Source organism: Sphingobium fuliginis (genome assembly GCF_015074805.1).
Taxonomy (GTDB): domain Bacteria; phylum Pseudomonadota; class Alphaproteobacteria; order Sphingomonadales; family Sphingomonadaceae; genus Sphingobium; species Sphingobium fuliginis.
The window spans coordinates 875,579-900,331 of record NZ_CP060036.1; the positions used below are offsets into that span (position 1 = coordinate 875,579).

The 24,753-nt window shown below is 66.5% G+C and carries 22 protein-coding genes; 6 read left to right on the forward strand and 16 right to left on the reverse strand.

Annotated features, from left to right (window positions below):
• Complete coding sequence (locus H5V43_RS20020; protein ID WP_065847763.1) at positions 1–1,569, forward strand: alpha-N-arabinofuranosidase; 1,569 nt, start codon at positions 1–3, stop codon at positions 1,567–1,569.
• A 25-nt stretch (positions 1,570–1,594) separates the two neighbouring features.
• Positions 1,595–2,566, forward strand: coding sequence for an alpha/beta hydrolase (locus H5V43_RS20025; protein WP_193666834.1), 972 nt, complete (start codon positions 1,595–1,597; stop codon positions 2,564–2,566).
• Between the two features lie 52 nt (positions 2,567–2,618).
• Here H5V43_RS20025 and H5V43_RS20030 read toward each other — a convergent pair whose 3' ends face one another.
• Both H5V43_RS20030 and H5V43_RS23700 read right to left on the reverse strand, forming a co-directional pair.
• Positions 2,619–4,406 (reverse strand): FAD-dependent oxidoreductase, encoded by a 1,788-nt coding sequence (locus tag H5V43_RS20030; RefSeq protein WP_229742659.1) that lies wholly within the window; start codon positions 4,404–4,406, stop codon positions 2,619–2,621.
• A gap of 139 nt (positions 4,407–4,545) precedes the next feature.
• On the reverse strand, positions 4,546–5,937 hold the full coding sequence (locus H5V43_RS23700) for a sugar transferase (RefSeq protein WP_044661119.1): 1,392 nt from the start codon (positions 5,935–5,937) through the stop codon (positions 4,546–4,548).
• A gap of 555 nt (positions 5,938–6,492) precedes the next feature.
• On the opposite strand from H5V43_RS23700, the gene H5V43_RS20040 reads away from it, so the two are divergent.
• Entirely contained in the window at positions 6,493–6,645 is a 153-nt protein-coding gene (locus tag H5V43_RS20040) for a hypothetical protein (RefSeq protein WP_157846842.1), read from the forward strand.
• Positions 6,646–6,861: 216 nt separating this feature from the next.
• Here H5V43_RS20040 and H5V43_RS20045 read toward each other — a convergent pair whose 3' ends face one another.
• From H5V43_RS20045 to H5V43_RS20105, 13 genes are all read right to left on the reverse strand, one after another.
• A complete protein-coding gene (locus tag H5V43_RS20045) occupies positions 6,862–7,488 on the reverse strand; it encodes a response regulator transcription factor (protein WP_226869583.1) in 627 nt (208 codons plus the stop codon).
• Entirely contained in the window at positions 7,475–9,418 is a 1,944-nt protein-coding gene (locus H5V43_RS20050) for a PAS domain S-box protein (protein ID WP_025547647.1), read from the reverse strand. Before H5V43_RS20050 ends, H5V43_RS20045 begins: the two co-directional genes overlap by 14 nt.
• A gap of 255 nt (positions 9,419–9,673) precedes the next feature.
• Entirely contained in the window at positions 9,674–11,134 is a 1,461-nt protein-coding gene (locus H5V43_RS20055; protein WP_025547649.1) for a lipopolysaccharide biosynthesis protein, read from the reverse strand.
• 10 nt (positions 11,135–11,144) lie between these two features.
• The gene (locus tag H5V43_RS20060) at positions 11,145–11,702 is read right to left on the reverse strand and encodes an acyltransferase (RefSeq protein WP_025547651.1); all 558 of its coding nucleotides are present in this window, start codon (positions 11,700–11,702) and stop codon (positions 11,145–11,147) included.
• The gene (locus tag H5V43_RS20065) at positions 11,699–12,229 is read right to left on the reverse strand and encodes an acyltransferase (protein WP_025547653.1); all 531 of its coding nucleotides are present in this window, start codon (positions 12,227–12,229) and stop codon (positions 11,699–11,701) included. The genes H5V43_RS20060 and H5V43_RS20065 overlap by 4 nt, the downstream gene beginning before the upstream one ends.
• Before the next feature lie 4 nt (positions 12,230–12,233).
• Entirely contained in the window at positions 12,234–12,464 is a 231-nt protein-coding gene (locus H5V43_RS20070; protein WP_025547655.1) for an acyl carrier protein, read from the reverse strand.
• Positions 12,464–14,260, reverse strand: a complete 1,797-nt coding sequence (locus H5V43_RS20075; RefSeq protein ID WP_025547657.1) for an HAD-IIIC family phosphatase — start codon at positions 14,258–14,260, stop codon at positions 12,464–12,466. The genes H5V43_RS20070 and H5V43_RS20075 overlap by 1 nt, the downstream gene beginning before the upstream one ends.
• 3 nt (positions 14,261–14,263) lie before the next feature.
• The gene (locus tag H5V43_RS20080) at positions 14,264–15,481 is read right to left on the reverse strand and encodes a polysaccharide biosynthesis protein (protein WP_025547659.1); all 1,218 of its coding nucleotides are present in this window, start codon (positions 15,479–15,481) and stop codon (positions 14,264–14,266) included.
• Positions 15,478–16,668, reverse strand: coding sequence for a glycosyltransferase family 4 protein (locus H5V43_RS20085; RefSeq protein WP_065847405.1), 1,191 nt, complete (start codon positions 16,666–16,668; stop codon positions 15,478–15,480). The genes H5V43_RS20080 and H5V43_RS20085 overlap by 4 nt, the downstream gene beginning before the upstream one ends.
• Positions 16,665–17,396, reverse strand: coding sequence for a hypothetical protein (locus H5V43_RS20090; protein WP_025547660.1), 732 nt, complete (start codon positions 17,394–17,396; stop codon positions 16,665–16,667). The genes H5V43_RS20085 and H5V43_RS20090 overlap by 4 nt, the downstream gene beginning before the upstream one ends.
• Positions 17,389–18,552: an FAD-dependent oxidoreductase gene (locus H5V43_RS20095; protein WP_025547661.1), complete on the reverse strand. Its 1,164-nt coding sequence runs from the start codon at positions 18,550–18,552 to the stop codon at positions 17,389–17,391. The genes H5V43_RS20090 and H5V43_RS20095 overlap by 8 nt, the downstream gene beginning before the upstream one ends.
• Entirely contained in the window at positions 18,545–19,522 is a 978-nt protein-coding gene (locus tag H5V43_RS20100; protein WP_025547663.1) for a glycosyltransferase family 2 protein, read from the reverse strand. The genes H5V43_RS20095 and H5V43_RS20100 overlap by 8 nt, the downstream gene beginning before the upstream one ends.
• Before the next feature lie 3 nt (positions 19,523–19,525).
• On the reverse strand, positions 19,526–20,461 hold the full coding sequence (locus H5V43_RS20105) for a glycosyltransferase family 2 protein (protein ID WP_025547665.1): 936 nt from the start codon (positions 20,459–20,461) through the stop codon (positions 19,526–19,528).
• Positions 20,462–20,704: 243 nt separating this feature from the next.
• On the opposite strand from H5V43_RS20105, the gene H5V43_RS20110 reads away from it, so the two are divergent.
• The 3 genes from H5V43_RS20110 to H5V43_RS20120 are packed head-to-tail and all read left to right on the forward strand — an operon-like array spanning position 20,705 to position 24,146.
• A complete protein-coding gene (locus tag H5V43_RS20110) occupies positions 20,705–22,429 on the forward strand; it encodes an ArnT family glycosyltransferase (protein WP_025547666.1) in 1,725 nt (574 codons plus the stop codon).
• Entirely contained in the window at positions 22,426–23,154 is a 729-nt protein-coding gene (locus tag H5V43_RS20115) for a methyltransferase domain-containing protein (protein WP_025547667.1), read from the forward strand. The genes H5V43_RS20110 and H5V43_RS20115 overlap by 4 nt, the downstream gene beginning before the upstream one ends.
• A complete protein-coding gene (locus H5V43_RS20120) occupies positions 23,151–24,146 on the forward strand; it encodes an NAD-dependent epimerase/dehydratase family protein (protein WP_025547668.1) in 996 nt (331 codons plus the stop codon). Before H5V43_RS20115 ends, H5V43_RS20120 begins: the two co-directional genes overlap by 4 nt.
• 5 nt (positions 24,147–24,151) lie before the next feature.
• Here H5V43_RS20120 and H5V43_RS20125 read toward each other — a convergent pair whose 3' ends face one another.
• Complete coding sequence (locus H5V43_RS20125; protein WP_025547669.1) at positions 24,152–24,724, reverse strand: hypothetical protein; 573 nt, start codon at positions 24,722–24,724, stop codon at positions 24,152–24,154.
• Positions 24,725–24,753 lie beyond the last annotated feature (29 nt).

The following is a 24,753-nucleotide window of genomic DNA, read 5'->3' on the forward strand; positions in this document are numbered from 1 at the left end:
ATGATCAAGACCCTGCGCCGCACGACCGCCGCCTTGCTTCTCTGCGCCAGCGCATTGGCGGCGACGACCGCCAGCGCCGACACCGCCGGCAAGCCGACCACCGCCACCATCCATGCCGACCGGCCCGGCCCGGTCTATGACCGCCGCATCTTCACGCAATTCGCCGAACATCTGGGCCATGGCATCTATGGCGGCCTGTGGGTCGGCAATGATCGGTCGATCCCCAACACCAATGGTTTCCGCAACGATGTGGTGGCGGCACTGCGCAACCTCTCCGTCCCGGTGATCCGCTGGCCGGGCGGCTGCTTCGCGGACGAATATCACTGGCGGGAGGGCGTCGGCCCGAAGGGCAAGCGCCCGATCAAGGTCAACACCAATTGGGGCGGCGTGACCGAACCCAATAGCGTCGGCACGCATGAATATTTCGAACTGCTGCGGCAGGTCGGCGCGGAAGCCTATATTTCCGGCAATGTCGGCAACGGCACGCCGCAGGAAATGGCGGAATGGGTCGAATATATCACCGCGCCCGCCGGCAGCCTGGCCGATGAGCGCGCGAAGAACGGGCACAAGGAACCCTGGGTGCTGCCCGCCTTCGGCATCGGCAATGAGCTGTGGGGCTGCGGCGGCAACATGCGCGCCGAATATGCCGCCGACGTGACGAAGCGCTATTCGACCTTCCTGAAGGTTCCGGCGGGCAAGACGCTGGTGCGGATCGCGTCTGGCGCGAACGGCGGCGACTATAACTGGACCGAAGTGATGATGCGCGACGCGGCCAAGCAACTGGATGCGCTGTCGCTCCATTATTACACCCTGCCCCAGGGCGGCTGGCCGCCCAAGGCCGATCCGGTCAATTTCGACGAGACCGCCTGGGCCGACACGCTGGCCGCCACATGGAAGATGGACGAGCTTATCACCGGCCATAGCAAGGTGATGGACAAATATGATCCGCAGAAGCGGATATTCCTGGCTGTGGACGAATGGGGCACATGGTATGCGCCCGACCCCGGCACCAATCCCGGCTTCCTGCGGCAGCAGAACACGCTGCGGGATGCGCTGGTCGCCTCCGTCAATCTCGACATCTTCGCCAAACATGCCGACCGCGTGCGCATGAGCGCCATCGCGCAGATGGTGAATGTGTTGCAGGCGATGATCCTGACCGAAGGCAGGAAGATGGTGCTCACCCCCACCTATCATGTCTTCGAAATGTACAAGCCCTGGCAGGACGCGACGGTGCTGCCGATCGACATCGACACGCCCTGGTACAACAAGGACAGGTTCGTCATGCCGGCGGTCAGCGGATCGGCGGTGCGGGCCAGGGACGGCAAGGTCCATGTCGGGCTGTCGAACCTCGATCCCAACCAGACCAATATGGTGACGGTGAAGCTGGACGGGCTGAACGCCGCCAATGTGTCGGGCCGCATCCTGACCGCCCCCGCGATCAATTCGCACAACAGCTTCGACGCGCCGGAGGTGGTGAAGCCCGCCGCCTTCACCGGCGCGCAGGTGAGCGGCGGCACGCTGACGGTGGCGCTGCCGCCCAAGTCGGTGGTCGTGCTCGACCTGCAATAAGGATCGATAGTCACAGGAGGATGAGATGAAGCATCTATCTGCTCGGAAGGCATTGCGGCGCCCCTTCCGCTTCCCGGCGGCCCGCGCTTTCGCCATCGGCATCGCCGCCTGCGCCTTGGCTGCTCCGGCGCTGGGTCAGGCGCAGGACGACAGGATGACGCCCATTGCCGCCCCGGCCCAGCCCGACGCGATCGAACTGGGCACCGGCGCACTTCCCGGCGCCACGGCGAAGGAAAGCTGGCACCGCCAATATGGCAGCCGCTTTGCCCGCAACGTCACCGTTGCGACGCTGACGCCCTTCCTGCCCGATCCGGCCAAGGCTTCCGGCGCGGCGGTCGTCGTCGCGCCGGGCGGCGGTTCCCGCACGCTTTCCATGGACAATGAGGGCTATGACGTCGCGCGGGCGCTTGCCGCCAGGGGGGTTGCCGCCTTCGTGCTGAAATATCGGCTGCGCCAGACGCCGGCCGACATGGCGGGTTTCGAACGGTCGATGCAGGAGATGTTCTCCGGCGTGGCCAGGACACCGCTGCCCGCTCCCGCCTCGGCAGCGACAGACCTTGCCCCGCAACTGGCGGATTCGACCGCCGCCTTCCGCCTGATCCGCGCACGGGCGGCGCAATGGCATGTCGACCCGGACCGGATCGGCATGATCGGCTTTTCCGCCGGGGCGATGCTGACCATGGCGACGACGCTGTCGACGACGGAAGCGAAGCCCGCCTTCATCGGCAATGTCTACGGTCCGCTGGGCAGCATGACCGTGCCGCAGGACGCGCCGCCGATGTTCGCCGCCATCGCCGCCGACGATCCGCTGTTCGGCAATCGCGACTTCAAGCTGATCGACGACTGGCGCGCGGCGCATCGCCCGGTGGAATTCCACCTTTACGAACAGGGCGGCCACGGCTTCGGCATGTATCCGAAGGCGACCACCAGCACCGGCTGGTTCGACGCCTTCGTGCGGTGGATCGACATGCACGGCATGCTCAAGCGGGCGCGGTAACAGAGTGGAAGGGAGGGGTTGATCCCATATCGCCGGATCGGCCCCTCTGTCCTTAGCCTCCCAGCATCCGGTTCAGCCGGAACTTCAGCCGCCGCCGATAATCCTCGAAGGCGGAAACGCCGTGGATGACGCCCTTATTGGCGACCAGCGCGGCCTGGAGTCCCGGAATCGGCACGTCCTGCACGTCGCGCACATTATCTTCGCCCAGCGCCATGGCGGCCGCCCTGCCCGCCGCTTCGCCCAGCGCCATGGACGTCAGTTCCATGCGGATCGTGGCAAAGGCCTGATGCGTCGCCGCCACGCAGAAGGGGACTATGAGATTGGTGCACTGGTCCCGGTGCGGCAGCATCAGGTCCATCGGCAGGGGCGAGCGTTCATATTTCCCGCCGGTCCGCAACATGATCGAGCCTTCATTGCAGATGCCCCATCGCCCCGCCCCGTCCTGCACCGCGATGCGCCGGGTGGAATGGCTGTCCTGCCAATAAGAGCCCATGGCGACGATGCCCTTGCGGCGCGGCTCCGCGCCGTCCACGTCCGACAGGTCCCTGCCCGACCAGTTCAGCCCATTGTCGAGCCGGCGCGCCTCGCGGACATAGAGTTGCGGCGACCAGCCCGGCAGGTCGTTGGGATGCGGATGGATGTGCCGGCCCCGAACCAGGCCCCATTCGCGCACCTCGCGTTGCAGGCCCGGCGGAATGCGCGGGTCGCGGCCATAGGCCATGGCGTGGAACCAGCCCCGCAGATAGGCTTCATGCGCCTTCCAGATCTTCTCCCGTGTCGCATAGTCGGCCTGGGGATAGTCGTGGCTGAGGCCCACGGCATCGATGGACATCAGCGCGCGGTTGTTGACGTCGTAAATGCCCGGCGCGACCTCATCCGCCTTCACCAGATCGCGGGCGAAGGTCCAGTCGCGTCCATATATCCGCCCCTTGCGCCGGCGGGCGTCCAGGTCGCGGAACAGCAGTTCGTAGCGGGATTCGTCATAGCCATCGGGCGCGCGGGCGGGCAGGTCCTGCCGCAGGTCGGGACGGTTGGTCATGGTCAGGCGGAAACAATAGGCCTGCACCGCCTTGTCCGCCGCGCCAAGGGGAAGATCGGGCGCCGCCGCGACATGCGGCAGCAGGGCGCCGCCCTCGCCATTCCAGAAAGGGCTGATCGGCGCGATGCTGTCCTCATCGGGACGGCCGCCGCGCACCAGATGGCCGTTTTTCGCGCCGCGATAGCCGTTGAGCGGATTGGCGGCGTCGGCCGCCTCCCGCCCCACCTTGAACGCGACGCCGGCACGCGCCATGAGATCGCCTTCATAGCTGGCGTCGATGAACATGCGCCCGCGCACGATCCTGCCCGATTGCAGGAAGAATTCGCTTATGCGGCGATCGACGAGCTTGACGTCCTCCACACCGTCGGACCAGACCATCGGCACGCCCGCACTGGTCGTCATGCGCTCAAACAGGGGCACGGCAAGGGCGGGATCGAAGGCATAGCGGTTGCGCGGCATGCCGCCCGCCGCGGCGAGCCGTTCGATCACGGCACGGGCCAGGCCGCCAAAGGCGTCGATGTCGCGATAATCGGTCCAGCTCAACCCGCCGGACAGCATGCCGCCCGGCTGCCGTTCCCGCCATCCGCCGACGATGATCGCGGACGCGCCCATCTGCGCGGCGCTGACGGCGGCGACGATGCCCGCCGGCGTCGCGCCATAGACGACGACATCGGCGCGCAACGTCCGGCGCCCGACCATCGGCCTGCGCGAGGATTGGACGATGCGCGGTTCATTGTCGCGCTGACAGGCCGCCAATGCCGTGCCGGCCAGCCCGCCGGCGAGGAAAGTCCGTCGATCCATGATGCTCCCCAATAATGGAAGATTTATTTCATGCGCGGCGGCGATGATCCATTCGGTGTGATCACTTACCCATTGCGGGGAAATGCGCATTCGGTGGTTCCGGGGAGGGTATCGATCGGAAATGCAGTCTTGCCGGGGATCAGAAGGCGTTTCTGTGCACCAGAATCTGAACGGTGCCGAACAGGATCACGATGTCGCGCATCAGGCTCCAGCCATTCATATATTCAAGATCGGCTTCCACCCGCTGCAAAATATCCGCCCTGGTTTCGGTGGCGCCCCTGAACCCGCGAATCTGCGCGAGACCGGTTATTCCGGGTTTCAGCGCATGTCTTTTCCAATATTGGCGGTCGACGCGCCAGAACAATATGTCCTCCGCCGTCGACCCGATGGCATGAGGTCTTGGCCCGACAAGGCTCATCTCCCCCAGAAGGACATTGATGAGCTGCGGCAATTCATCGATGCTGGTCCGGCGGATGAAGCGGCCGACGCGCGTGATCCTGTCGTCCGTCCGGCTGGCCGAGCGGACGCCGTCCATATCGCATCGCTCCACCTTCATGCTGCGGAATTTGAGGATGCTGAACAGGGTGTTGCCCCGCCCGATCCGTTGCTGACGGAAGAAGACGGGGCCGGGCGAATCCAGCTTGATCGCAACGGCAACGGCGATCATCAGCGGCATCAGCCCGATCAGCAGGGGCACGGTGACGAACAGGTCCAGAAGCCGCTTCGTCGCCCGGTTCGCCAGGTTCAGCGGCCCTCGCGCCACCACCAGCGTGGCCATGTCCTGCCAGCGCCCGACCGTCAGCGGCGCCATGGATTCGACTTCGGGAGAGACGATCTCGCCCAATATATTGCCGCCCTTCAGCATCTGCGCCCAGGTCACGCGGCGGTCGGCGGGGCATGCGACGACCACCCTGTCGTGATCGCGCAGCAACATGCCCAGCCGGTGCAGCATATAGGGGTCGTCCAAATCGGCGCGAAGGCCGATGGCCTGCGCGTCCACCAGAGCCATCTGGCCCGGATTTTCCGGAATCGGGCAGTCGTCCACGATCAGCAGTTCGGCAAACAGCCGGTCCCCGAAATGGCGTTCGAGAAGGCGGCTCAGCAGCAGCCGTTGCGCCAGCAGCAGCCCGCCCGCGCAGCCCAGCCCCGCCAGCACGGCGGCGCGGGAGAAGGTCGAGGTCGATTTCACCGCGAACAGCACGAGGAAGAAGATCAGCACTGTGCCGGCAAAGGCCCGTGCGGCATTGCGGCAACTGGTCGTCGCATTGGTCAGGCCGCGGGGATCATAGGCCTGATTGTGAAAGGCGATGATGAGATAGGCCATGAGCAGCGCCGCGACGGAGGCGCCGCTGTCGCGAAGCCCCCCGGCCACGGGCGCGAGCGCCAGTCCGACGCTCAGCCCGCATGTCAACGCCACCATGTCCCACAGCGCCAGGGCTAGGCAAAGCCAGATTCGCAAGGCGCGATGCGCCGCGGCAGGGCCCCGTCCGCCGGCAGGACGGGTCGCCATCGCCAGGTCAATTCTCGACATGCACACCTCATTTTGCGCGCCTGGAGGATTCTCCGTGCCCGTGGCACGCATTCGATCGAAACCCAGTTGATGCAGAATATCTGTTCCGGCGACCTGATCCTTATCAGCGCTAAATCAGACATAATGTCGCTTCAGGTGCAATCCGGGAGAATACAGAGGGTTGATCGACGGTCCGAAATATCAGCCGGTGCGTATTCCTGCGTAGATGACAGATGACGCCTTTCATCTATAGTTCATACAGGACAGCTTCGCGAAGCAGCCGAAAGAGCTGCGATTGGATGATGGAACAGGATGGCAATGATTATCGCGATGGCGGTCGTCTCCGGGATATGGATGCTTGGGTCCTGTAATCTCTGGCGATTGCAGAACAAGTCGCGGAACATTGTAAGGATTGGGTGGCGGGATCGGCTCTTCGCGCTCCTGTGGTTGCCGGCATCGCTTTATCTTCTGGTCATTTCACTGCCCTATCTCACCTGGGACCTTATCAGGCGGAAGCGGAGAGGACGCACATGGCGCCGGTCGGCGCAGGGCGCGAAACGGGCATCGCTGCGGCTGGTGAAATCATCCGCCCGGGTGGAGGGCCAGGACAGGCAATCGGGCCTGCCGCACCCCCCCTATGGCGGATCGCCATTGCAGGTCGTCAAGAGCAGGGCGGCGCCCGACGATGCCCTGTTCACGATCAGATCGCCGGCGGGACGGCGGCGCTGAAGTTTCAGGAGAGAGAGGAGAAGGCAGCGACGCGCCGGGGATCGGAGGACGAAGGCTCCGCATCCGGGCGCGGTGGAGCGGTTCGATCGGAATATGGCCGGTCGAACCGCTCCTATCGCTCATCCGGCCGCGAAATGCGGCGGAGGGCGGTCCATTTCGGGAGATGGCCCGATCCGGGCCGGAAACAACGGCCCGCCGATCGCCGGCCCGTGTTCCTCAGCAATCCAGTTGCCTGCCGATCCCGGCGGCGAACGCCACGCGCAAGGCATCGGACAGGCTGCGCGTCTCCAGCTTGGACATCAGATTGGCGCGGTGGATTTCCACGGTGCGCGGGCTGATGCCCAATTGCAGCGCGATATGCTTGTTCGGCAGGCCCATGGTCAGCCCCGACAGCACGTCGCGCTCCCTGGGGGTGAGCTTCTCCACCATGGCCCCTGCGCGCACCGCCCGCTGACGGCGCGCGCCGGTATCCTGGAACAGCGTCCAGCAATTTTCGACCGCGCGCAGCAGCGTCTCCCGCTCGAAGGGCTTCACCAGGAAATCGACCGCGCCCATCTTCATCGCCGTCACGGTGGAGGCGATGTCGCCATGGCCGGTCAGCATGATGATGGGGAAATAGAGTTCCGCCTCGTTCAGTCGCCGCTGCACCTCTATCCCGTCCATTTCCGGCATGCGCAGGTCCATGATCACGCACCCCAGCGGCTCGTTCGCGGCGGCCGCCAGAAAATGCGTGCCGCGCTGCCAGGTGCGGACCGTATAGCCCTCCAGCTCCAGCAGGAAGGCGGTCGCGGCGCGGACCGAATCCTCGTCATCCACGATGTGGATCAGCTTAGTGGGTTCCAATGGCGTTTCCCTTCTTGCGTCTGAGACTGAAACCGAAGCAGCTTCCCGTGACGCTCGGCTCCAGCCAGATCCGTCCGCCATGGGCTTCGACAATGGTGCGGCAGATGGACAGGCCGACGCCGGTCCCCTCTTCCTTGCTGCTGACAAAGGCATCGAAAATCCGGTCCTTGATCGCGGGCGGAATGCCCGAGCCGGTATCGGAAACCAGAAAATGCGTGGTGAGTTCGTCCGCCGCCGCGACCCGCACGGTCAGCCGCCGTTCCGGCTCCTCGCGCATGGCGTCGATGGCATTGCGGCAGAGATTGCCGATCACCTGCTGGATCTGGATCGGATCGGCAAAGATCGATCCGGTGCCTGGCGCGACGTCCATTTCGACGGTGACGTCCGCCGCCTCCGCCATGGCGGCGATCAGCGCCAGGCTGCTGCGCGCCACATCCTGCGCGTCGTGGATTTCCAGCAGCGCCTCTCCGTCGCTGGCGAAATCGCGCAGGCGGCGCATGATCGCGCCGGCGCGCACCGCTTCCTGCGCGGCGGAGCGGAAGATGCGGTTCAGCTTCGGCCGGTCCGCCTCCTGCCCGCGCATCAGCAGGATCGAACTGCCCTCCATATAGGCGGCGAGCGCGGTCAGCGGCTGGTTCAGCTCATGCGCCAGCATGGAGGCCATCGCGCCCATCGCGCTGTAGCGGGTGCCGTGCAGCATCTCCGTCTGGAGCAGTTCCAGCCGCGCCTTGGTCGCATCCTGTTCGGTGAGGTCGCGGATGAAGGCGGTATAGTGCGTCTCATGCGCGCCCTCCATCTTCACGAAGCTCATCTCGATGGGAAAGTTGGAGCCGTTGCGGCGGCGCCCGATCAGCCTGCGCGGATAGGATAGCGGCCCGTCGCTCTCCACATGGAGAGGCTCGTCGCGGACCTCCCGCGGCGGCTGCGCTCCGGTCAGCAGATGGTCGAACTCCGCGCCTTCCAGCTCGCAAAGATTATAGCCGAACATGCGGCAGGCGGTGCTGTTCATATAGTCGATCCGCCCCGAAATATCGACGACGAACACTGCGTCGGGCGCGGTTTCCAGGATGGACCGCAATTCCGCTTCGCGTTCCTGAAGGGCGACTTCCTGCGCCCGTTCCGCCGTCACGTCGCGCACCAGCTTGGCGAAGCCCTGAAGCCGTCCCTTGTTGTCGCGCAGCGCCGTCACCACGCAGTTCTGCATGAAGCTGCTGCGGTCGCTCCTGATGAAATGGCAGTCGAATTCGCAGCTGCCATGCTCCTTGGCCAGGGCGAAGGCTTCGGCCATATTGTCTTCCATGCCGGGATGATGGGAATAGAGCAGCGATACCGGGCGGTTCACGATGTCGCGGCTGTCCCAGCCGGTGAAGCGTTCGGCGCCCCGGTTCCAGTGGACGACCCGCCCCTCCACATCGGTCATGTAGAGGGCGTAGTTGACCGATCCGTCGGTCAGCAGCTTCAACTGCTCTGTCAGGCGGTTGACATAGGCGCCCTGCCGTTCCGCCCGCGCACGCCAGAAGGTGGATTTCAGCGCCACCCCATTGGCCGCCACCATGACCAGCAGGAAGGCCAGGCCGTCCTCGCCGGTTCCGCCCCTGATCTTCACGTCGACAATGGCGTAGATGACCGTCAGCAGGCCGGCGGTGGTGACCGCGCCCGGGCCGATCCCCATCAGGGTGGCGACGGAAATCACGATCAGGGTGAGGACGGCATAGTCCCCGGCGGTCAGCGACGCGACGCCGTTGCGGAAAATCCACGAGGACGCGAGGAAGACGATGACCAGCGACGCGATATATTTGCCGAGGCCGCTCCAGCGCACTTCGGCAATCCACGCGGCCCACGCGGCGGGGACGAACCGTCGCGACGCATTACGCATGAATGCCAGCGAGAAACGCCGCTGAAGGCGCTCCCCGGCACCGGTTGCAAGCATAGTCTTTGACTCCGCGCTTATAGCCCAGAACTATTTCTTGCGACCTTGGTTTTTATTGGAGCAGGCCGGGATCGGCCCGACTCCGCTCATGCGTCATCCCCATAAGCCAGCCCTTCCTAAGGGAAATAGCTTAAGGGGAATTGCTGCGTTGCAATAGTGGTAACAGCATGGTCACGGATTGCCTAGTAGGTATTGCTACGGAATTTTACATCTTTACGGCAATAAAATCGCGCAAGAGCAATATATTAACATAGGTTATGCCGTGCCGTAGCGGCCCCTGGCGAACATCAGGAGCTGAACCAGCGCGTTTCGCCCGAGCAACAGGAGCGCAACGCCATAGGCCAGCGCTCCGGTGAGGATGGTGACGGTCAGCGCTTCGGCCGGGGCCATCTGGACCAGAAAGGGCCGCGCGCCCAGAACGCATCCCGCCATGGCCGCGGAAGCGAACAGCCCCAGCCGAACGGCGCGCCAGTAATCTGCCCAGCCGATCGGCAGCAGCAGGACCACGCCCAGGACGGAGAGCGGGTAGAGCAGCCAGGCGCGCAGGGTGAAGGCGGCGGCGATCGCGCCCGGCCCCTGATCCGCCGTCGCGAAGAAGAGGGTGCAGTTCACCACGGCATAGAGGGCGGCGAGCCATGTCTGCCATTGCGGCTTGCCAAGGGCGAGCATGAGCGACTGGTTATAGATGCCGACCGCCTGGAGCGCGCCGAAGAGGCTGAGATATTGCATCACAGGCACCGCCCCCGCCCAGCGCGGTCCGAAGACGAGATGGATGAAGGGATCGGCCACCAGCGCCATGCCGACAAAGGCCGGGGTGGTGATCAGCGATGTCGCGGATACGAGCTTGAGGAAGGCCGCCGTCAGTCGCGGCGGATCGTGCTTGAGCTGGGAGAAGGCCGGGAAGGCCACGCGGGAGAGGGCCCGCGCCAGCAGCAAGTTGGCGGCCAGCAGCGCGCGCTTGCCGACCGTATAGACGCCCGCCGCCGCCGCGCCCAGCACGACGCCCACGATCAGCACGTCGGAGTTGGAATTGAAGAAATTGGCGATGCCCGTCAGCGTCACATGACGGCTGTAGAAGAAGATTTCCCGTCCCTTCTGCCGCGCGAAGCGGAAGCGCGGCCGCCGGGGGCACGCCGCCCAGAGGATCGCCGCGCCGATCAGGGCGGTCGCCAGATTCTGCATCACCAGCGCCGTCAGCCCATAGCCAGCCATCGCCATGGGAATGCCGACCAGCGCGCCCGCCATGGTCGACAGGGTGGATCGCACCGCCAGCGGCCGCATCATCAGCGCCCGCGTCAGCCAGGCCTGCGGCACGACGTTCAGCGCGGAAAGGAAATTGGCGATGCTGAGCCAGCGCAGCACCCATGCCAGGCCCGGCTGGTCCAACGCCCGTTCCGCGACGCCGGCGCAGGCCAGGGTGAGCAGCAGCATCAGCGCGCCCAGGGCGAAGGCGATCCAGAAGGCGGTATCGTCCAGGTCGGGATCGTCGCGCCCGGCGCTGACCATCGGGGCGCTGATGCCCGACAGCACCGTCATCTGGAAGAACTGCCCCGCCAGCAGCGCCATGGCGACCACGCCCAGCGCCGCGGCGTCGACATAGCGGGCGACGATCATGAAGGCGAGGAACTGAAGCGCCTGCACGCTCCAGCTTTCGACCAGCGACCAGGCCATGCCCGATCGGATTTTCCCGGCTATGCCGCCCGTGGTTGCGGACATGATGCTTCCCTTATTGTCTTATGAAATCGTCGCCCGCGCGGACATGCTTGACGAAACTGGCCGGATTGCCGCGCCAGAGCTGGCGGGGGGGAACATCCTGGAACACCACGGCGCCCGCGGCTATGACGCTGTGATCCCCGATCGACACGCCCGGCAGGATCGTGGCGTTGCGCCCGATCCAGACATTGCGGCCGATGCGGATCGGCCGGGGCCGGGCGGCATGCCCTTCATGCACGGCATGGAAGCTGGTGTCGAACAGGCTGGCATGATCCCCGATCCGGCTGAAGGCGCCGATCTCCACACTGGCGGCGCTGAAGATGGTGACACCGCTGTTGAGCGATACCTGATCGCCCAGGACGATCCGGCCGCTTCCGGCGGTCTTCAGCCTGATGCGGGCAGGCTCGTTGCGCAGGCGCACAGCCTCCCCCAGGATAAGCTGCCCGGCGAGATAGGGGACGCCGCCGCGCACCCGCAAGGCCCGGCCCGCCTTGCCGCCCGCCGCCCGCAGGCGCCAGCGGGTCCATCGCGCATAGAGGTCGTCGAGCCGGGCGGTGACGAACAGTCTCATCGGCGCGTGAACACCAATTTGGCGGGATTGCCCGACATGACCGACATGGCCGGCACCCGGCCCGACACCACCGCATTGGGCGCGATGATCGCGCCATCCTCTATCTGGCTGTTGTCCAGGATCACCGCGCCCGCGCCGATCCAGACATTGTTGCCGATGCTGGTCGGGCCGCCCGACTGCAACCCCTGTTCGCGGATCAGCCGGTCGGCGCGGTCATAGCGGTAATTGACGCCGATGATGGAGACGTTCGGGCTGATCAGGCAGTCGTCGCCGATGACGATGCCATGGCTGTGCCCGGCGATGAACACGCCGCAGCCTATGTCGGTCCGCTCCCCGATCCGCACCGGCCCTTCGCTCGCCTTGATCTTCACGAAGGAACTGATCTGGGACCTGCGGCCGATCTTCAGCAGCCTGCTCCATTCCAGTTCCGCGCGCGGGCTGACGATCGCGCGCCCGGCGAACAGATGGTAGAGGCTGTGCACGAAGCCCGGAATGGCGAAGCGGCGTATGGCGACACCCATGCGCATGGCGTCACGCCTCGCCCAATGTCCGCGACAATTGTTCCACCGTGCGGATCTCGGCGATCTGGTCCATGCTGAGGCGCACGCCATATTGCGCCTCGAACGCGGTGATGATCCGCAGATGGGCCAGCGAATCCCAGCCGGGCACATCGTCCCGGTCGAGACGCAGGTCGATCCGGGACGGATCGACTTCGATGATGTCGCCGACAAGGTTCAGCAGGTCGTCCATGTTCACAGCCATTATTTCGTCTCCAGCATGATCCAGTCGCAATCCCTGAACGCGACATCCGCCCGGCAAAGCGCATAGTCGGTGCGGTCGCCGCCATCGGCGGCGGCAAAGCCCTGATCGTCGAAAAAGCCGCGCACCGGGCCGTTCTTGGCCGTCGGAACATGGCTGCCGTGCAGGGATGCGGCGTCGCTTTCCAGAAAGCGGCGCTTGACATCGTTCATCACGGCATGTTCCAGGCCCCGGCCCATGGCGCGGCAGCTCATCAGGAAATGCCGGATATGGAGCGCCGCGCCCTCCCGCCTCAGGGCGCAGATCGCCACTGTGCCCAATTGCCCGAAGCGGTCGCGCAGATCCGCCACGATGAGCTGCCATGCCGGGTCGGTCATCATCGCCTCCACCTCCCCCATGGTGGGGCGGCCCGTGGTCAGGTTGAACTGGTTGGTCTTGTTGAAGAGCTGATGCACCCTCAACAGGTCGGCCGGCCCGGCGTCGCGGATCGCCGCGCGCATGTCGAGCCCGCGCAGATAGTCCATCGGGTCGCAGGACGCGCACAGCGCATCCCGCCCGGCGGCCAGCGCATAATGTTCGGTCCTGGCCCTGTCCTCCGCCGTCAGGCGGCTTTTCTCGAACCAGGGCAGCGCGTCCAATATGTCGACATAGTCGGATGGATCGGGCGGCAGCAGCACGGCATGGACATCCGGGCAATATTGCCGCACGGCCGCAATCTCCGCCGCGTTGTCGTCGAGGAACACCAGCGCGTCCAGACCGATGTTGAGCTGCCTCGCAATCTTCCCGATCCCCGTATATTTGCTGTCCCAGCCTATCGCCGTCGCCGCCATATCCGACAATTGCAGCGGCATGTCGTCACGCAGGCGAAACACTTCCTCGACATCTTCCGGATTGTTCTTGCTGCACAATGCGAGCAGGATGCCGCGTTCCTTCAGCGCCTTGATCCTGAGCTGGAAGGCGCGGAACGCCTCCCCCACCATGTCGCCGCGGCCGACGCGGATGCCATGGGGGCCGTCCTCGCCCACCACCCCGCCCCACAGGCTGTTGTCGAGGTCCAGCACCAGGCATTTGCGCGCGGCGCCGAGCGCGCCGACCAGCGCATGGGCGAAGACCGCGCCGAATTCCCGCATCATCGCGTCCGTCCAGCCCAATCCGGCGATATAGTGCATCCGCCGGTCCACCGCCTGGCGCGTGCCGACCCGGCCCATCGCCTCGACCACGTCGAGCATCATCGCCCTGGGGCGCGCCCGCACGGCGCGGAGCAGCGCCAGGTTCAGGTCCAGGAAGAATTCGCGCTCGCCATAATCGCTGCTGAGGTCCGCGACGCCCAGCGCACTGGAAGGACAGGGGAAATTGGCGACGATCAGCGTCGCCGCGGTGCGCATGACCGCGCTGTCGATCCAGCCCTCCACCTCCGCCATCATGTCGTCGCGCAGGCGATGACGGTCCTCGACGGAGAGCTGGTGGAACCGTTCGAAGGCGTCGGGCCGCATCGCCTGCGCCGACAGCAGCAGGACGATGACATGGGGGTCGAAGCGCTGGAGCGCCTCGCCATGCAGGTCCTGCATATATTGGCCGAAGGGGCTGACATGGAATGCGGACATCTGGCCGACCTTCGCCGCCTCCACGCGCAGGAAGGGGGTGAGAAGGTCCAGCGTGACATTGCCCATCAACGCCACGTGCACGCCCGCCTGCGCCTCCATCTCGCGCAGCAGCCGGCCGGTCTTGCGGTAGTCGAGCGCCGCCGATCCGGCGTGCAGCGACTGCATCATCTCAGCAAAGCCCATCTGGGTGGTCATTTCTCAATCCTTTCCAAGCCGACGCCAGGCGAGGTGCAGCGTGAACAGCGTCGGGATCGCGCCGCCCAGCGTCGCCCCCCATAGCAGCCCGGTGATTCCGCAGGCGGCCCCGGCCAGCGCGCCGCAGACCGTCAGCGCCAGACCCACCACCCCCCATCCGTTGAGCAGCACCAGATCGGCGGGCGATCCCGCCGCCGTGAGCATCGCCCGGGGGAAGGCCATGGCGACCTTCCCCACGCCGTTCGCACAGGCGGCGAGGATCAGGGCCGGGCCGATGGCATAGAGGCCGCCTGTCACTATGGCGGCGATCCACGGGCCGCAGGCGACAAGGCCCGCCGTCGCCACGACGATCACCGCCAGCAGCGGCCTGGCCTCCGCCAGCACGACGGCCTGCCGGCGCGCCCGCTGCGCACCGATCAGGCGCGGGGCGAGGGTGAAGCCGACGCCGGACGCGAGCAGGCGGAAGGGAAAGATCGCGACCGACGCCAGCACGCCGAACAGCGCCAGTTCCTTCAGGTCCAGCGGGATCGGGATGATGATCCGTTCGACCTGAAGCGACACCGTGCCGAGGGCGACGAGGCCCAGCATCGATCCCGCCTCGCGCCAGCGGCGGGCGGGGTGGACGGCATCGCCGTCCTTCGCCCTGCGGCGCAGAAGGCCCCAGCCGATCGCGCCGAAGACGATGTTTCCGGCGGCGAATATGGCAAGAGGCGCCGTCCCGTCCTTCAGGCCGAAGACGACGGCCGCGGTCCCGGCCAGCAACAGGACGAAACTGGCCGAAATCGCAAGCAGCATGGAGGCGCCGGGCACGGCGCGCGCGCGAAGGCCGGTGCTGGTCGCCGCGACCAGCCCGCCGCCGGCAATCGCCAGCGCGGTCAGCCATGCCTCCGCCGGATGCAGTCCGCCCAGCAGGCCTGCCGCCATGCCCACCAGTCCGCCCACCACAAGGCCGGAGAAGATCAGGAAAGCCAGCAATCCTTTGCCCGCGCGCATCGGTCCGCGCAGGAACAGCTGGTCGACGCCCAGCGGCGTCAGCAGGCCGAAGATATTGAACAGGGCGACGGCCAGGGTGAAGCGGCCATAAGCCTCCACCGGCAGTTCCCGCGCCAGCAGCAGCATGCCCAGGGTGAAGGCCGCGCCCGACAGGCCGAAGCCCAGCGCGGCGAACAGGCTGGAGGCGGCCTTGTTGGTCGCCCGCGCGTTGGCGCCGACCGCCGTCATGCGGCCTCCAGCGCGGTGGGCGGAGGGGGCGTGCCCGCATCCGGCGAAAGCACGGCATAGGCGCGCCGCAGCCGGTCGACGAAGGCGGCATGGCCATAGTCGAGCCGCGCCCTTGCGGCGGCGGCCTCCCCCAGCCTCGCCCTCAGCGCGTCGTCGGCGCAGAGCCGCCGCAACCCTTGCGCCAGGTCCTGCGCCGTCGCGGGCGTCAGCATGGCGCAACGCGCGTCCAGAACCTGGGAATGGCTTTCGATGTTGGTCGCCAGCAGCGCCTTGCCCGACGCCATGTAGGAGAAGATCTTCATCGGCGTGTTCCGGCCCTTCAGCCGCGGCGAACAGAGGATGTCGGCCTGCGCCAGATAGCGGCCGAGGCCATCGAGCGGGCGCGGGCCAAGCAGGCGCACATCGCCTTCCAGCCCGCATTGCAGGGCGAGTTGCCGATGCTGCGCGACATGATCCGCCTTGCCGCCGATCACGACCAGCGCGGGACGCTCGGCAGGCGCAAGCGCCGCCATCGCCTGGATCAGCAGGTGGACGCCCTGATAGGATTCGAGGTTGCCGACATAAAGCGCGAGCGGGCGATCCTTTGCGTTCGGGCGCAGGTCTTCGACCGGCGCCGCGGTGGCGGGCCCTTCCATCGCCACGTCGGGCAGCAGGTGGATGCGATCGGCGGCTGCGGAGCGGCTGGCGCTCTGCTGGATGGCGGGGCAGACGGCGATCACCAGGTCGCTGCGGCGGAAGGCGAATTGCTCGCACCGTTCGACGATCCAGGCGATGGCGCGGGCCCGCGGCCATTTTTCGACGATCTGCTCGCTCAGGATCGAGTCCGCGTCATAGACGAGGCGCGTTCCGAACAGCCGGGACAAGGGCAGCGCGAAGAAGGCCGCTTCCTCGACGGCATGGATGACGTCAGGGCGATAACGCCGAAGCAGGCCGACCGCGGCAAAGAGCATCCAGAGGTCGCAGACCAGCTTCCCGAGCGAAAAACCGATGGGGACATTGCGGACGCCCGGCGGGGCGGCGATGCGGTGATGCCGCACGCCGGGCATCGGCACGTCGCGCCCTTCATGGAAGCTCAGCAGCGCGACCTCATGCCCCTGCGCCGCCAGAGCTTCGGCCGCCATGCGCACGGCAATGGGCGTGCCGCGTTCCTCGTAAAAGGGCTGGGGCGCCAGCATCAATATCTTCATGAGGCCATCCTCAGGCGAAGCTGGTTGCCGAGGAAATGCAGCGGGCTTGCAAGAGCGCCATAATGCCGCGCCTGCCGCCCGGCCGAACGGATGAGCGCGCGCAGGTCGCGTCCGGGCCGGTCGGCCGAAAGCCCGCCATGCAGGATGGTTCCGAAAGTCCCGATCCGCCGCGCATCGCCGCGCAATGGCAGGGGGTCCGATCCGCGCAGCACCGTCCGGTGGCGGAAGCGGCGTTCCGGCCAGAAGGCGGGGCGCCCGCCATTGTCGCCCAACAGCAACCGGCCTTCCGGATCGCCGGCCAGCAGCCTGTCGACCAGCCGTCCTCGCGCGCCGGCCCATTTGCCGACGCCCCAGGGAAGGATGGTCAGCGCGTCCGCCGCGCCCATCGCAGCGACCAATTGTTCGGCCGGCGCGCCGTCGGCGAAACCGGCGGCGGTGGCCAGCGCCAGTATCTCCAGCCGTTCGGCGCTGACGACCTGCCGGCCGGCCAGCACCAATATGTCGGCGGAACCGGTTTCCAGCCACAGGCTTTCCGGTTCCGCGGTCGACCGGCCCGATGCCTTCAGCATTCCGAACGCGTTGCAGCCCTGCTGCTCCGCCAGCATGAAGACGGGCAGGCAGTCCTTCCCGGCGGCCGCCATCATGCGCCCATGCGCCTGCATCAGCCGGTCCCGCGGATCGTCGCCGGGATGCAGATGGACGTGCGCGTCGATCATCAGCTCAGGCATGGCGCGGCCGCCATCCGCCGGTTCGCGGCAAGGGCGCGGCAGGCCACAGGCGGCGCGCCACCTGTTCGCTCAGCAGCGGCGCGGTGGTCAGCTTGCCGCTGACCAGCATATGATAGCCCTCCGGCCCCGGACGCAGATGCCGGTCGCCCGGATGAAGCGCCCGGCCGCTGCCGTCGCGGTCCGGCAGCAGGCCGGCATAGGTGGCCAGCACCGATCCTTCGTCCAGTTCGACATTGGGCAGGCACTGGCGGATGGATGAGAGGGCGGACCGGACATCCTCCGCCGTGGGTTCGGGCGAAAGGATGCCGGGCGCGGGACGGTAGAAAGTGCCGACGAGCGTCGCGGCGCCATAACGGCGAAAGAAGAAGCTGCGTCCGCGCCCCGGCGTGGGCGACAGGGCGTAGGCGTCGCTGGCGGGGGGCGCGGGAATGTCCATCAGCAGGTTGAAGGCGAGGACCGCCGCGCTCGGCACCCGGCGCGCCGGCCCCATGCAGCGTCCCGCCTGCGCGCCGCCGCAATCGAACAGCCGGTCGGCGGCGATCCTCTGTTCGCGCCCGTCGCTTGCGTTGCGCAACAGGACGGCCTGGAGGCGGCCGCCCTGCTCGATCAGGCCGATGACTTCGGTGGAGCGCAACACGACGCCGCCGCGCTGCTCCACTTCGGCCAGCATTTCCCTCAACAGCGCGGGCGGGTTCAGCAACTGCGCATCGTACCAGACCGCGCCGCCCAGCAGGCCATGGGATGCGACGTCATAGGCCTGCAAGACCTCCTGCCGCGAACAGGCGCCATCTTCGGGAAGCGGCACATGCTGGCCAAGCGCCGTTCGCAGCAGCCGGTCGAAGCCTCGCGCAAGGGCGAACAGCCGGGGCGAGCGGGGGGCGCCGGCATAAAGCGGCATCACGCAGCGCAGCGGCCGCACCTGATGGGGGTAGCGGTCGATATACCAGTTCTGCGCGCGGCGGCTGCGCACCCAGCGGGGGATGTTCATCGACTGGAGGTAGCGCAGCCCGCCATGGACGATGCCATAGCTGTTGACGGACGCGCCGGAGGGCTGGTCGTCCCGATCGACGAGGATCGGGCACACGCCCCGTTCGAGCGCGGCGAGCGCCAGCGTGGCGCCCTGGATGCCCGCCCCTATGATGACGGTTTCAGGCATCGGCGGACACATGCTCCACGATCTTCTCGATCCGATAATGCTGCTTGCCGTCGCCGCGGGTGAAGATGACGATCTCCGCGATCAGGCCGATCGCCGCGATCTGGATGCCCAGCACCAGCAGCAGCACGACCAGCACCAGCAGCGGGCGGTCGCCCAGCGGGATATTGCTGACCTCCCGCTGGAACAGCAGGAAAGCCATCAGGACCAGGCTGCTCAGGATCGACGCCGCGCCCACCGTGCCGAAGAAGCGGAAGGGGCGCTGCATGAAGCGGACGAGGAAGCCGACCGCCATCAGGTCCATCATCACGTCGAAATAGACGCCCGGCTTGTGCTGCGGCCGGCCAGCGTCGCTTTCGGCCTGCGGCAGGGTGAGCTGGACGACCTTGAAGCCATGCACCTCCGCCAGCAGGGGCAGGAAGCGCTGCTTCTCATCCTGGATCGGGATTTCGTCGAAGACGCTGCGGTGGACGGCGCGGACGAGGCATCCGGGATCGTCATATTTGGCTCCGGCGAAGCGCGCCATCTTCTGGAAGCCCCAGCCGCGCAGCCGGTTGAACATGGCGTCCGCCCGCCTGTCGCGGCGGGCGGCGACGACGTCGGCTTCGTCCAGATGATCCAGAAGTTCGGAGATCGCCGCGCCGCCGATCTGGAAATAAGCGGGCAGGAACAGCAGGTGCCGCCCGCTCGACTGGCGGATGCCTTCGCGCAGGCAGGCGGATTCCCCGAACTCCCGGCCGAAGCGGATGATCTCTATGGGTTCGCCGTCGCGTTGCAGTTGTTCCAGCGTGGCGACCGGATAGTCCGGCTGTCCGTCGATGACGAAGATGAACTCGTAACTTTTCCCCGAGGATGCAACCCTGTCCCGATATTCGGCATAGACGCGGGCGACATCGTCGAAACGCTTGAGGACCGGGACGATGACGGAAATGTCCATGACTTCGACCAGGTCCAGCTTTGCCGTGGCAACCATTGTTCAATCCCCCAATTTGATTTGGGCCGACAGTTTCGCGCCCAGCGACGCGAAACCCGAAACATTGCCGGTCAGGCTGGCGAGCATCTGCCCAATCACCGCCCATCCCAGCAGGAACAGCGCCAGCGACAGCCAGAGCACGCCGATGGCCAGCATCGGCAGCGCCAGCCCCCCGCCCCAGACCGCCGCCGCGACGGACAGCAGGCCAAGCAGGGTGATGCCGACGATCATATGGCGCGGCCAAGCCATGGGCCGCCGCACGAAGCTGAGCAGGATGCGGATCGACACGATGTCCAGCATCACCTTGTAGATGCGCGAGAAGCCATATTTGGAGACGCCGAACTGGCGCGGATGGTGCCGCACCTCGATCTGCGCCAGACGCGCCCCGGCCAGGCGGGAGAGGGCCGGAATGAAGCGGTGCATTTCTCCATACATGGGCAATTGCTTGATGAGGATGCTGCGGAAGGCCTTCAGCGAACAGCCGCTGTCCCGCACCGCCACGCCCATCAGCCGGGCCATGATGCGGTTGGCGCATTTCGACACGAAGACGCGCAGCCCGCCATCCTGCCGCTTCCTGCGCCAGCCGACGACGATGTCGTGCCCGGCGTCGATCAGTTCGACCATGCGGGGTATGTCCAGCGGATCGTTCTGCAGATCGCCGTCCATGGTGACGATGATGTCGCCGCGGGCATTCTGGATGCCGGCCGCCATCGCGGCGGTCTGGCCGTAATTGCCGCGGAACTTGACGATGCGCACGCGCCCGTCCCGCTCAGCGACTTCCGCCGCGCGGATAAAGGTCGCGTCCCTGCTGCCGTCATCGACCAGCACGACTTCATAGCTGGGCCGGAAGTCGGTCAATGCATTGCTGATCGCTTCATGCAAAAGCCGTACATTGTCCTCTTCATTATAAAGAGGAACGACAATCGAAACATCGACCATGCGTCCATTCCTACAATATTATATAATATTGCCGGCGATGCCCCTTATGATTTCCACAATCGGGTTCAACGCCAATCGATTCAGCGACCTTGGAAACACATTCACATAAATTTCAGAAACATACCATTATGTAGTCATACCTACGGCTAGGCGTTCTCCCCTATATTGACTTAAATTCGGTTAGATCGAATTCTTGCGCCATCGAACATCCTGTCGGCTTTTGCCGGATATGAGATCATATTCATGGCCACCACATCGGAGCATCTGGGATCGCACGCCGCCCTGCCGTCGCAGGATGGCCGGCGCGCGTCCATGGCCCTGCCGGGAGCGGCCCCTGCCCTGGCCGCGGGGTTGCTGGCCTGCCTGGTCTATGGGCTGACCATTCAGACGCGCCCCGCCCATATCGACGAATTCTACCATCTGCTGGCGGGGCGCAGCTGGGCCGCGGACGGCAGCTTCGCGATCCTGGACGGCCGTTACGAACGGGCGCGGCTGTTCACCGCCATCGTCGGCGGCAGTTTCGATCTGTTCGGGCGATCCGACCTCTGGGTGGCGCGCATTCCCTCGCTGCTCTTTTCGGGCATCAGCGTCGGACTGGTCTTCCACTGGCTGCGGCAGAGCGGCGGCATATGGAGCGCGGTGGCCGGCGCCGCGCTGTTCGGCCTTGCCGGCTATACGCTCGACATCGCGCATTTCGCCCGCTTCTACGCCCTGCACGCGCTGATGATACTGGCCGCGGCGGGAAGCCTTTTCCTCGCCACGCGGCCTGCGGGCCGGTTCAGGCCCGGCTGGCTGGCCGCCACGGCGCTCTGCCTGGCCATAGCGGCCCATCTGCAACCGGTGACGGCGATTGCCGCGCTGGCCCTGGGCTGCTGGCTGCTGTTCGACCAGCGCGCGACGATAGCCGCGATGCGCCCGCTGCACCTGATCGTGCTGGGCGCAATCGCGCTGGCCTGCGCAACCATCGCCCTGTCGCAGGCCGGGCCAGCGCTGGAAAGCTATCGCCATGCCGAGCGCTGGGCGACCGGATCGCAGGACGACGCCTTCTATTATCTGCGCGAATTCCGGGCGCAAATGCCCGCCATGCTGCTGCTCTGGCCCGTTGCGCTGGCGGCGGCGTGGCGGCGCAATCCCTCGCTGGCCAGCCTGTGCGCGATCATGGCGATGCTGTGCCTGACGCTCCACAGTTTCGCGGGGATGAAGGCGTGGCGCTACAGCTATTATGTCTTTCCCTTCATCTGCATGGCCTATGGCCTGGGAATCGGCGCGCTGGTCGAACGGTTCGGCGGCGGCGGAACGCTGCGTCCAGCCCTGCTGGCGGGCGCGGCGATGCTGCTGCTGATGGGCGGCGACGTCGCCTACCGCCATTCCGCCCGGCTGATGGCGTCGACCCTTGCGCAAGGGCCCGCCGCCCTTGCCGCGCCGGTGCCCGACGGCGAATGGGACAGGGCGGCGCCCGAATTGCGGCGGATCGCGCAAGGCAGCAGCCTGCTCGTCACCGGCGACGACCTGCGCACCCTGGCGCATATCGGGCCGTTCGACCTGTTCATCAGCCACAGCCGGCTGGGCGAGCTCAAGCCGCCGACCGACTTCAACAGCGATTTCCGCACCGGCCGTCCGCTGATCGACAGCCCGGCGGCCCTGTCCGAAGTCATCGACTGCACCGATAACGGCGTCGTCATCGTGTCCGATTATCAGTGGCGCAATCCCATGGGCGTGCGCCCCGAAATCGCCCGTGAGATCGAGCGACGCCTGACCCCCGTCCCCACGCACAGCAGCTTCCACGTCTACAGCTGGCGGCACCCAACCGTGCGGCGTGCCTGCCCCCATGTCGGGAAGCAGGCCCTTCCCGGCACGAAAGGTGCGTCCGTGGTCAGGCCCCTGCCGCCCCGCGGGCGGTGCGTGCCGTCAGGCCAGTCATGTCCGCCTGCGTTCTTTGGCATTGCAGCAACCGCGGGTGCGGCATGACTGGTTTGCTTCCTCCCCCCGATCTGGAAACGGGGTCGGTCCAATATGCCCGCCGGTTTGCGGGGCCTTCGGGCGCCTATCTGCTTAACATCCAGGAACGCGGCCTGCGCGATCTGGTCGACGATGGGCCGCCCCTCCACCAGAGCGCGCTGGATGTCGGCGGCGGCCATGGGCAGCTTGTCGGCGGACTGCTGGACATGGGAATTCAGACGACGGTGCTGGGCTCGACGGCCGATTGCGCCGAACAATTGTTGCAGGGCGCCGATGCCGGCCGGGTGGATTATGTGACCGGCGACCTGCTGGCCCTGCCCTTCCCGGACGGCCGTTTCGACCTTGTCACCAGCATCAGGCTGCTGGCGCACATCGACGATCCGGACAGGCTGATCGACGAACTTTGTCGCGTCGCCCGCTACAGCGTCATCGTCGATTATCCGACATTGATGGGCGCCAATGCGCTGTCGGCGGCGACCTTCCCGATCAAGCGGCTGATCGAGAAGGACACGCGCACCTATCGCAGCTTCTGGCCGGCCCGGATCGAGCAGGCCTTCCGCCGCAACGGCTTCGCGCCCCGGCGCCGCTTCAAGCAGTTCAGCGCGCCCATGGGCCTCCACCGCCTTGCGGGGAAGCCGGTCCGCATGGTGGAGGAAGGATTGCGCCGCATCGGCGTCACCAGCCTGATCGGCAATCCGGTGCTCCAGCGCTTCGACCGGGAGAGGAAGGCATGAGCGCGGACGGACGCCCCATCGTCGCCGTCACCGGCGCGACCGGCTTCACCGGCGGCGCGCTGGCGCGGCGGCTGATCGGCATGGGCTATCATGTCCGGTCCATGACCCGCCGTCCGCCCAGCGCCGCCGAAAGGGAGAGCGGCATCGAATGGATCGGCGGATCGCTGACCGACACCGATGCCTTCGCCCGGCTGGTGGAGGGTGCGACGGCCTGTTTCCACATCGCCGCCATGTACCGGTCGGAAGGCGCGCGGGAGGAGTTCCTGAGCGCCAATCGCGACAGCACGGCAGCGTTGCTGGCGGAATCGCGCAGGGCAGGCGTGGCGCGCTTCGTCTATTGCTCGTCCATCGGCGTGCATGGCGATGTGGCGGAGACGCCGGCGGACGAAAACGCGCCCTTCGACCCGCGCGACCCCTATCAGGAAAGCAAGCTGCTGGCGGAGGACCTGTGCCGCGACGCGATGATGCAGCCGGGCATGGACGTCGTCATCATCCGCCCCTGCGCCATTTACGGGCCGGGCGACACGCGCATGCTGAAGATGTTCCGCATGGTGCAGCAGGGCCGTTTCCTGTTCATCGGATCGCGGCGGCCGAATTTCCACCCGGTCTATATCGACGATCTGGTCGACGGATTCCTGCTGGCGATGACGAGCGACGCGGCGCCGGGCGGCACCTTCATCATCGGCGGCAAGACTTATCTGCCGTTGCGCGACTATGTCGCGACCGCCGCCAATGTGCTGAACGTGCCCGCGCCCCGGCGCACCGTGCCCTATGGGCTGGTCAACCTGGCCGCCCATGGCTGCGAACTGCTCTGCGCGCCGCTGGGGGTGCAGCCGCCATTGCACCGCCGCCGCCTGACCTTCTTCAAGCATAACCGCGCCTTTTCCATCGCGCGGGCGGAACAGGCGCTGGGCTTCCGGCCCGCCGTGGGGCTGGAGGAGGGCTTCCGCCGCACCGTCGCCTGGTATCGCAATGAAGGGCTGCTGGTATGAGCGCTTCAGCCGATCAGGCGCCTGACGCGGCCCCGGTCGCGCCGGTCCCGGCGATGGAGGCCAAACGCCGCGACGCCCGCGACCATGCCCGCCAGCGCCGTGACGGGCGCCGCAACCCCGCACAGCGCGGCAATGCCGCAGGCCGCGCCCGCCCCGGCGCTCCATCGGACGAAGCGGGATGCGCCCGCGCCATAGTGTCGCAATATGCCCTCCAGATCGGCTATGGCGATCCAGTCCGGGCTGGCCGGCGGGCGCACCGCGACCGGCCGCACCGCGCCGTCGGGGCAGGTCAGCGACTTCACGAGCAGGAAATCGCCCGCCGCGACCGCCATGGAAAGCGGGACGGAAATCGACAGCAGCGCGCCGGAAGACCGCCGGTAATGGATCGGCCGCGTGCCGCCCGGCTGGGGCGCGCCGAGATCCACGACCATCCCCTTTTCCTGGAGCAGTCCCACCATGCCGAAATGGGTCGGCACGCTGTCCGCGCCCTGAAACCAGGGCAGGGCGTCCGCCGCCGTCCTGTCGGGGGCGTCGCCGGCTGGGGCCTTTGCGAGCAGGTCGCCTTTCGCGCTCATCATGTCTCCTTCCCTTCAGCACCTAGCGGGGA